Below are 9621 nucleotides of genomic sequence, written 5' to 3'. Positions count from 1 at the left end.
CGCCATGTGAGACATGGCCTACGAGCGTGAACCGAATTCTTGGCGAATCCGGCTACGAATTGATGTGGCTGCTGTCGGCCAGGTTCCACCTGGCGATGGTTCTTGGCCGGTGCACGTTGGTCTCTCGACGGCAGTTCGTTGACGCCTCGCTTTGTTCCAAAGCGTCGGCGTGGGTGCCATGTGGGACATGGCCTACGAGCGTGAACCGAATTCTTGGCGAATTCGGCTACGAATTGACGTGGCTGCTGTCGGCCAGGTTCCACCTGGCGATGGTTGTTGGCCGGTGCATGTTGGTCTCGCGACGGCATTTTGATGACGCCTCGCTTTGTTCCAAAGCATCGGCGTGGGTGCCATGTGGGACATGGCCTACGGGCGTGAACCGAATTCTGGCGAATCCGGCTACGAATTGACGTGGCTACTGTCGGCCAGGTTTTACCTGGCGATGGTTCTTGGCCGGTGCACGTTGGTCTCGCGACGGCAGTTCGTTGACGCCTCGCTTTGTTCCAAAGCATCGGCGTGGGCGCCATGTGAGACATGGCCTACGGGCGTGAACCGAATTCTTGGCGAATCCGGCTACGTTGCAAGCTTCACGGCGACGGGGATCATCCGAACGACTCGGAGGCCTTTGCCTACGAAGCGTTTTCGATCCAGCGGACCAGGCTTCGTACCATCACGCCGGTGGCACCTGCGTCACGATGAGGTTTGGGCGAGTCGACGAAGGCTGGGCCAGCGATGTCGATGTGAACCCAAGGCACGTCGGCGACAAAGTTCTCCAGGAATTTCGCGGCGGTGATGGCGCCGCCCCAGCGACCTTCGCCGACGTTCTTGATGTCGGCCACCTTGCTTTTGACTTTGTCGTCGTACAGCGAGAACATCGGCAATTGCCAAACGGGTTCGCACTCGGATTCCGCTGCGCTTTGAACCGCGTCGCAAAGGGCTTGGTTGTTGGTCATCAATCCAGCGACATCGATTCCCAGTGCCACCATGCAAGCTCCGGTGAGCGTGGCCAGGTCGACGATCGCTTGGGGATTTTGTTGGACCGCGACGTCCAAGGTGTCGGCCAAAACCACGCGGCCTTCTGCGTCGGTGTTGAGGATCTCGATCGTTTTTCCGCTGCGGGTTTCGATCACGTCGCCGAGTTTGTAGCTGTCGCCACTGACCATGTTTTCGGCCAGCCCACAAAGCCCGATGACGTTGCGGGGAACCTTCAGTTTCGCCAGAGCGTTCATCACGCCGACAACGGTTGCTGCACCAGCCATGTCACACTTCATGTCGACCATGCCATCGCTGGGTTTGAGTGACAGACCGCCGGAGTCAAACGTGACGCCTTTGCCGACGATCACGAGGGGGGCTTCGTCGTCACCGCCATCGTGACGCAGCATCACCAAACGCGGTGGGCTGGTTGACGCTCGGCCGACGGCCAAAATCGCGCGGCAGTTTTCGGCTTCCAGTTTTTTCTCGTCCCAGATTTCGCACTTCAGTCCGCAGTCGCTGGCGATCTTTTCAGCGTACTGAGCGAACCCCGTTGGGTTCATGATCGATGGTGGCTCGTTGACCAAACGCCGGGTGTGATTGATCGATTGGCCGAGTTTTTCGCCACGCGAAACGGCTTCGGTTGAGTAACCAACGAACGCGATCGCGTCGGGAACCGAGACGGCTGGTTCGCGTTGATACAGGTGCTGACCTTCGCAACCGGAGACCGCACCAGCGACGACCGCATCGTGATTGTCGGCGGCGACACCCTCGCCCAAGGCAAATGTGATTTGTGGGCGAGGTTTGCTGACCAAGCTACGAACCACCGCAGCGCCCAGTTCGATGGCGGATCCGCGAGTGCGTTTGTCGCTCGCACCCAATCCAGCGAGCACGATCCAAGGTGTTTGAGGGTCGCCGGTGGCGAAGCTGGTCAGCTCACCCGGTTTGCCATTCACTTGACCGGAGTCACACGCGTTTTGCACGGTCTTGGCGAGCGATTCAGGCAGCGTGGAGAGCGCGACGCACTTCGCAGTTGCTTTGCCGTCGGATGAATCCTCCGAATCCCCGGCCGGTTCGACGCCGAGGACCAACACACCTGCTTTGGCGAGGTCAAGTTTTGCTTCGGCGGTCAGCGTCAACGAAGGGAAAGGCAAAGGTTGCATGTTGGATCCGATGTCAGTTGGAAGTGAGAGAAATGTTTTCAGTCAGAGTTGGTTGATGCGACGAGAGGCTGGTCTAGGAATTCGCTTCGTCTTCATCTTTTTTGTATTGGTCGAGACGGCGGTAGAGGGTCCGGGCGCCGATCTGAAGGATCTTGGCGGCCTCTTCGCGATTGTTGCCGGTCATCTTCAGCGTTTCTTCGATCGCCCAGCGTTCAATCTCGGCAAGCGGCTTTCCAACGAAACTCATGGAGCCTTCGATCAAGGCTGGGGTTGTCGCGTCGCTGCCTTCCTGGGGAGTCTCATCAATCAGTTCAGGTGGCAAGTCGTCTTCGTCGAGCGACCCATCGGTGTCCAGTACCACCATGGTTTCGACAAAGTTCCGGAGCTGACGGATGTTGCCGGGCCAGTCATAGGCGAAGAACTTCTTGGTCACCGCAGGGGTGAAATGGGCAGAGGACTTCCCGTGCCGCCGCAGGAACATCTTGCGGAAATGGTCCATCAGCGTGATCACATCGTCGCGGCGTTCACGCAGCGGCGGCAGTTCGATCGTCACGACTTTCAGTCGGAAGTAGAGGTCGTTGCGGAACGTTCCTGCATCGATCATCTCTTCGAGCGGTCGGTTGGTGGCCGAGATCAGGCGAACGTTGACCTTGATGGATTTGTTGCCACCGACGCGAGTGATCTGGCTTTCTTCCAGCACTCGCAGCAGTTTGATCTGGGTGCTCATCGGCATGTCGCCGACTTCATCCAGAAACAGAGTGCCTCCGTTGGCGTATTCGAACGCCCCTTCCCGGTCGGACACCGCGTCGGTGAACGAGCCTTTGACGTGACCGAACAGCTCGCTTTCGACCAGGTTTTCGGAAACGGCCCGGGTATTGAGCGCGACGATCCGTTTGTTCTTCCGAGGGCTGTTCTGGTGGATCGCTTGCGCCACCATCTCTTTGCCGGTTCCGGATTCCCCGGTGATCAGCACGGTTGCGTCGGTGGCCGCGATTCGACGCAGACGATCGATGACCGTCTGCATCTTCTTGCTGGTGTAGATGATGCCTTCAAAGCCAAATCGCTCATCGAGTCGCTGCATCAACTCGGTGTTTTGGCGTCGCAGTTCGACGTTCTCGGCGGCCTTTTCAACGATGGCTCGCAACCGGCTCGGCGTGATCGGTTTTTCGAGGAAGTTGAACGCGCCCAGCTGCATGGCTTCGACAGCGATCGGCACGGTCGCATGGCCGGTGACCATCACGACTTCGCATTCGGGCAACCGTTCGTTGGCCAAGGCGAGGATTTTCATTCCGTCAACGTCGTTCATCACCATGTCCGTGATGATGATGTCAAACGTTTCTCGCTGGATCAGAGCGGCGGCATCGGGGCCGCTGGTCGCGACCTCGCAAACGTAGCCCACTTTTTCCAGGCTCTCCGTCATCGCTCGCGCATGAGCAGCCTCGTTGTCGACGACCAACAACCGATACTTGGAACGATCAAGCGGCTCGGCGGGAGAATCAGTGGCAGCAGTGAGATCGGAAGTCATTCAAATCAGACGGATGACGAGAAAGGCTGGCGAAAAACGACCCCATTTCGTGGCCGTGAGCCCTAGATTCTAAGCCAGTCCAGTTTCCTGGGAACCATGTCTCCAAAACCCGTTTTCTTCGCCCTCGGAAGTTGTCGGGGGAAGCGGTGCAAAATGAAGGAACCGCTACCCGCCAATCTGGGTCATTGAAAAAGTTAAATTGACAATTGGAAATTGTAAATTTGTTTGTTCTCCAGCCGGCGAGCGACCCAATGGATCAGCGTGGTGAAGATTTAGAAGATCGGCTACTGGATTTCGCGACACGCGTCGGGAAATTGGTCGAAGCGTTGCCGGAGACCCGCCTGGGGCGGCACATCGCTGGCCAGCTGGTGCGAAGTGGCACTTCGCCCGCACCAAACTATGCCGAAGCGTGTGCCGCTGAAAGCAAGAAGGACTTTGTTCACAAGCTGGGGATCGCGTTGAAGGAACTTCGTGAATCGCGAACTTGGGTCAAGCTAATTCTAAGGTCGGAGATGCTTTCCGATGACCGCATCAAACCGCTTCTCGATGAGTGCATCCAACTGTGCAACATCATTGGGAAATCTGTTGTGACGGCAAAGGCAAATCTCCAAAACCCGAAGTAGCTGCCCTTCAACCAACAATTTGAAATTTACAATTGTCAATTTAACTTTTTCAATTGCCTTCTCCGCGGTTGGGTTGACCGAGGCAGCTCGCAAGGTGAGGGGGCAGCCTGGCGTCCTGACGCTGATTGCTATTCCGTCACAACTTGAAACGGATTGGCGGGGGCTTCGGATTCCTCTTGGAATTGTTCCGCGAGGTCCACGTCCTTCTTCGAGAGGGCCGCCAGCGGGATTTCGATCGTTTTGTCATCGGCGGATTTCAGGCGAAGCTTGCCGTCTTTCACCGCCAGGAACGACGCCTCGATCTTGAATTTCCCCGTTTTGTCGGTCCAGGTTCGGATGGCATCCATTTCCGGTTCGGATTCATCTTCCACTTCGTCGTTCTCCTCCGGTTCCTCCATCACCACCCGGGGTTTGGGAGCGACACGCCGGGCCCGTGGTGCCGCCCGCACATGGACGGGTTGTGGAACCGTGTCAGGGGGATAACGCAGCAGCGAGACGTTGACGCGTTCCACCCGGCCGTGCCCACCGACGGGCTGCACTGAAACTTCGTTGCGGTCATGGATCTCTTTGACTTCCACCGCTTCGTGGCCGCTGAACCGTTCTCGCGATTTCGCCAGAATCTGGCCGACAACCAAACGACTGGCGGTCGTGACTGGGGCGCCGGTCCGCTTCACCGTCCCAATCCCACGGCTGTAATCGCGACGGTCCTCCGCCATTTGCTTGATCGATTCGTCGAAACGACCCGCCGCTGAGTAGTAGAACGGCTGCATGTTTTTGTCAGAGATCTCGGCGCGTTTCAGGAGTGCTTGGGCGAGTTCGGGATCTTGGCGTTGATTCCGAGAATTGAGATCTGACATCGCACGATGGGCTGCCGCAGCCGACGAGCCTGGCGCCAACGCTTGTAGCCATTGTCGGCGTTCGATGTCGGTGAATGGACGCGTGCGTTTGAGGGCCGCTTCCTTTGCCGCGGCAATTTTGGCGGCTCGTTCTTGCTCCGTTTCGCGAACGACCGTGATGGAAACCGGCACCTTCACTTCCACGCCGTCGTCGACCTGGAACAACACGCGATTGATTTGCAGTTGCTCATAGAAGCCATCTTCCAAGTTGAAGAACGCGATGCCCTCGCCTTGCATCTTGAGTGGGGGATCCGAATCCGGCGCTGACAACTCGTATTGGTGGTCGATCTTCATCCGGTTCCGGACCGCTGGATGAGCGACATACTTCCACTTCTCAGTCGCGATGGAAAGCTTTTTATTGTCGATTCCCGCTCGGCTGGCGAATGAGGGTGTCATCCCGAAGGGGCTGCTAACGCGAGCGATCGTGGTCGTGTCGGAGACATCCCAAGTCACCGCGACATCCGCACCCTTTTGCGCGGCGCGTGGATTGACGGGAGCCGCGGCCGCAGGCGGGAGGGGAGCAATCGCAAGTTGGCCGATGGTGCCAAGCACCAGCCCAAGCATGTCGTCACGCTGGACCACTTCGACTTTGCCCAGCGGCGTGATTCCAAGCAAGGCTCCGCGACAAGATGCCGACTCGAGGGTCGGCAACGGTGAGTCGTTGCTGCTGCGAAAGAAAGACGAGGGGCGGGATGCTTTGCCCTGCAGGTCGCCGGTCGCGGTCAACTGAATCAGCTCAGGCGTGGCTGATTTGACTTGATAGGTCAACGTGCCGGGATACTTGCCCGCGTCTTTGCCGATGCCGATCTGAATGTTGATCTTGTAGGTGACCGTCGCCCCTGCTTGGCTGCTGAAGTGAACTGGATCAGCAGCAAACGTGGGGGCAGTCAGGAACATCGCTGCAAGCAGGATGCCTCTGAAAAGATTTTTCCGATGAACCATGTCTTTGTCGCCTGAACAATGGGGGATGAGGCCCCCATCTTAATGGCGCAAAGCATCGTCTGGGAACGGAAACAGCCGCCGGTGGGCGACTGTTTCCTCAAACGTTTCCATTTCGCTTCAGATGTTCTGAGCGTATCGACGTTGGAGTGACTCAACTTCCATCGGCGTGTCTCGCATCGCCACCATGGCTCGGACGGCCGCTTCGGCGGCGGCCAGCGTCGTGATGCATGGCACCCCGTGTTGAACCCCGGCAGCTCGGATCTTGCCCTCGTCAGTTCGAGCACCCTTGCCCGACGGTGTGTTCAGGATCAGCTGAACGTCGTCGTTCTTGAGGTAGTCGATCAGGTTCGGGTGACCCTCGGACAGCTTTTTGACGCGGGTCACCGCAACGCCAGATTCTTCCAACCGGACGGCGGTGCCCTCGGTGGCCAGCAATTCGAAACCCAAGTCGATCAGCGACTTGCCGAGCGATTCGGCGGATTCTTTGTGGTTGGCGGACAGCGACAAGAAGATCTTGCCAGATTCCGGCAGCACGGTTCCCGCAGCCAGTTGGCTCTTCGCAAATGCGATTGAGAACAGTTCGCTGACGCCCATGACTTCGCCCGTGCTCCGCATTTCGGGGCCGAGCACAATGTCGACGCCGGCAAATTTCCGGAACGGCAACACGCTCTCTTTGATCGAGACGTGGCGTGGGATCGGCTCCTCGGTGACGCCGAGTTCTTTCAGCGTTTGGCCGGCCATGACTTTGGTCGCGATGTTCGCCACGGGAACACCCGTCGCTTTGGCGACGAACGGCACGGTGCGGCTGGCTCGCGGGTTCACTTCAAGAATGTAAAGTGTTGGCTGGGAGCCTTCGAGCTTGACGGCAAACTGGATGTTCATCAGGCCGATCACGTTCAGCCGAGCGGCCAGTTTGCGAGTTGCATCGCGAATTTCGGCCAGCACCGGTTGGGTCAAACTGAACGGTGGGATGCAGCACGCCGAGTCGCCGGAGTGAACACCGGCTTCTTCGATGTGTTCCATGATCCCCATGATCACACAGTCGTTGCCGTCGCTGATGGCGTCGACGTCGACTTCGGTGGCGTCTTCGAGGAATCGGTCGATCAGCACCGGTTGTCCATCGGCGACGATGAAAGCTTCGGCAACGTAGCGAGCGAATTGGGCATTGTCGTAGCAGATTTCCATCGCGCGGCCGCCGAGCACAAAGCTGGGACGGACGAGGGCGGGATAGCCAATTCGTTTGGCTTCCACGCGTGCTTCGTCCATGTTGCGAGCGATGCCCGATGGCGGTTGCCGCAGACCGAGTTCGTCGATCAGGCTGCTGAACAATTCGCGGTCCTCGGCCGCGTCGATCGTGTCGACGCTGGTGCCGATGATCGGCACCCCGGCTTGTTCCAATCCACGCGCCAAGTTGAGTGGGGTTTGACCGCCAAACTGAACGATCACACCGTCGGGCTGCATCGCATCGCAGATGTTCAGCACGTCTTCGATCGTCAACGGCTCGAAGAACAGGATGTCCGAGGTGTCGTAGTCCGTGCTGACGGTTTCTGGGTTGCTGTTGACCATGATCGATTCGATGCCCATCTCTTGCAGGGCAAACGACGCGTGGCAGCAGCAGTAATCAAACTCGATGCCCTGGCCAATTCGGTTGGGGCCACCACCCAAAATCACGACCCGTTTTTTGTCGCCCTTGGCTGGCACTTCGGTTTCGGATTCGTAGGTGCTGTAGTAATACGGTGTGAAGGCTTCGAATTCAGCCGCACAGGTATCGACACTCTTGTAGACCGGACGAATGTCCAACTCCAGGCGTTTGGCACGCACTTGTGATTCCGTCTTCGACGTGATTGTCGCGATTTGACGATCCGAGAACCCTCGACGTTTGGCGTCTCGCATGGTGTCCGCATCGATTGCGTCCAGCTTGCCAATCGAGCGCAGGTTGTCTTCGGTTTCGATCAGTTGTTGCAGGTGATCCAGAAACCACGGGTCGATGTTGGTCAGCGAGTGAATCTCAGCCGCGGTCATCCCGTCTTTGAACGCGTAGCGGATGTAGAAAACGCGTTCTGAACCAGGAATCGACAGCTTCGATCGGATTTCGTCGCGGCTGGGTTGGTCTTCGGTTCCCCAGAGATCCTTGGGATCGCTGCCGAATCCAAACGCACCGACTTCCAGTCCTCGCAGAGCTTTCTGGAAGGATTCCTGGAATGTGCGGCCGATCGACATGGTTTCGCCGACCGATTTCATTTGCGTGGTCAGCGTCGCGTCGGCTTCGGGGAACTTCTCGAACGCGAATCGCGGCATCTTGGTGACGACGTAGTCGATCGTCGGTTCGAAACAGGCTTTGGTTTTCTGGGTGATGTCGTTGGGCAATTCCCACAACCGGTACCCCACGGCCAACTTCGCCGCGATTTTCGCAATTGGGAACCCCGTCGCTTTGCTGGCCAGAGCCGAGCTGCGGCTGACCCGCGGGTTCATTTCAATCACGATCATTCGGCCGGTGTCAGGCTCGATGGCGAACTGAATGTTGCTGCCGCCCGTTTCGACACCGATCTCCCGGATGACTGCCATCGAGGCGTCGCGCATCCGTTGGTATTCTTTGTCGCTCAGCGTTTGAGCGGGGGCGACGGTGATCGAGTCACCGGTGTGAACACCCATGGGGTCAAAGTTTTCGATGGCGCAGATGATCACGACGTTGTCGTCGCGGTCACGCATGACTTCCATCTCGTACTCTTTCCAGCCGATGATCGATTCTTCGATCAAGACTTCCGTCACGGGCGATTGGTCCAGCCCGTTTTGCACCAACGAGTCGAAGTCGTCTTTGTTGTAGGCAATCGCTGAGCCACTGCCGCCCATTGTGAACGATGGTCGGACGACGGCGGGCAAGCCCACTTCTGCGAGGGCTTTGCGAGCGTCGGCAAGCGTTCGGACGGTGAAGCCGTTGCAGACGTCCAGACCGATTTTGTCCATCGCCTGTTTGAACTGCTCGCGTTCTTCCGCTTTGGCGATGACCTTGGCGTTGGCGGCGATCATTTCAACGCCGTATTTTTCCAACACACCGTTGGCGTCCAGGTCCATCGCGACGTTGAGGCCGGTTTGGCCGCCGAGGGTCGGCAGCAAGGCATCCGGGCGTTCTTTGGCGATGACCTTTTCGACCATCTGCCAAGTCAGCGGTTCGATGTACGTTGCGTCAGCGGTTGCCGGATCGGTCATGATCGTCGCTGGGTTGCTGTTGACCAGCACGACCTCATAACCCTCTTCACGCAATGCTTTGCAGGCTTGCGTTCCGGAGTAATCGAATTCGCAAGCTTGGCCGATCACAATCGGGCCACTACCAATGAGCAGAATCTTCTTGATGTCGTCGCGACGCGGCACGGAAACGATCCCAAAAGAGGGCGGAGGGGCTCGAATGGCGGGCGATTCGGTTGAGAGCCACCGGCTGCGGGGGCCCTGATTCAACGACGCCTGCCGTGAAAATTTCGGGAAGGATAACACGGTTTGTCCTC

6 protein-coding genes are annotated in these 9621 nt (G+C 58.0%); 1 reads left to right on the top strand and 5 read right to left on the bottom strand.

The genetic code is table 11. The annotated features are described in order from the left end of the window. From RISK_RS31005 to RISK_RS19800, 3 genes are all read right to left on the bottom strand, one after another. On the bottom strand, window positions 1–512 hold a 512-nt coding region (locus RISK_RS31005), incomplete at its 3' end, for a DUF1589 domain-containing protein (protein ID WP_236696489.1). A 117-nt stretch (window positions 513–629) separates the two neighbouring features. Further along, on the bottom strand, window positions 630–2135 hold the full coding sequence (locus tag RISK_RS19805) for a leucyl aminopeptidase (RefSeq protein ID WP_047816053.1): 1506 nt from the start codon (window positions 2133–2135) through the stop codon (window positions 630–632). Between the two features lie 73 nt (window positions 2136–2208). Beyond that, on the bottom strand, window positions 2209–3660 hold the full coding sequence (locus RISK_RS19800; protein WP_047816052.1) for a sigma-54-dependent transcriptional regulator: 1452 nt from the start codon (window positions 3658–3660) through the stop codon (window positions 2209–2211). Between the two features lie 221 nt (window positions 3661–3881). On the opposite strand from RISK_RS19800, the gene RISK_RS19795 reads away from it, so the two are divergent. Beyond that, the gene (locus tag RISK_RS19795) at window positions 3882–4283 is read left to right on the top strand and encodes a four helix bundle protein (RefSeq protein WP_236696487.1); all 402 of its coding nucleotides are present in this window, start codon (window positions 3882–3884) and stop codon (window positions 4281–4283) included. A 128-nt stretch (window positions 4284–4411) separates the two neighbouring features. Here RISK_RS19795 and RISK_RS19790 read toward each other — a convergent pair whose 3' ends face one another. Together RISK_RS19790 and carB are read right to left on the bottom strand one after the other, a co-directional pair. After that, window positions 4412–6076, bottom strand: a complete 1665-nt coding sequence (locus tag RISK_RS19790; protein ID WP_236696486.1) for an SHD1 domain-containing protein — start codon at window positions 6074–6076, stop codon at window positions 4412–4414. Window positions 6077–6238: 162 nt separating this feature from the next. Beyond that, on the bottom strand, window positions 6239–9490 hold the full coding sequence (carB, locus tag RISK_RS19785) for a carbamoyl-phosphate synthase large subunit (protein WP_047816049.1): 3252 nt from the start codon (window positions 9488–9490) through the stop codon (window positions 6239–6241). Between the last annotated feature and the right edge of the window lie 131 nt (window positions 9491–9621).

This window comes from Rhodopirellula islandica (assembly GCF_001027925.1).
Classification (GTDB): Bacteria; Planctomycetota; Planctomycetia; order Pirellulales; family Pirellulaceae; genus Rhodopirellula; species Rhodopirellula islandica.
Note: the sequence above shows the minus strand (reverse complement) of the source record. Positions and strands in the feature narration are given on the sequence as shown.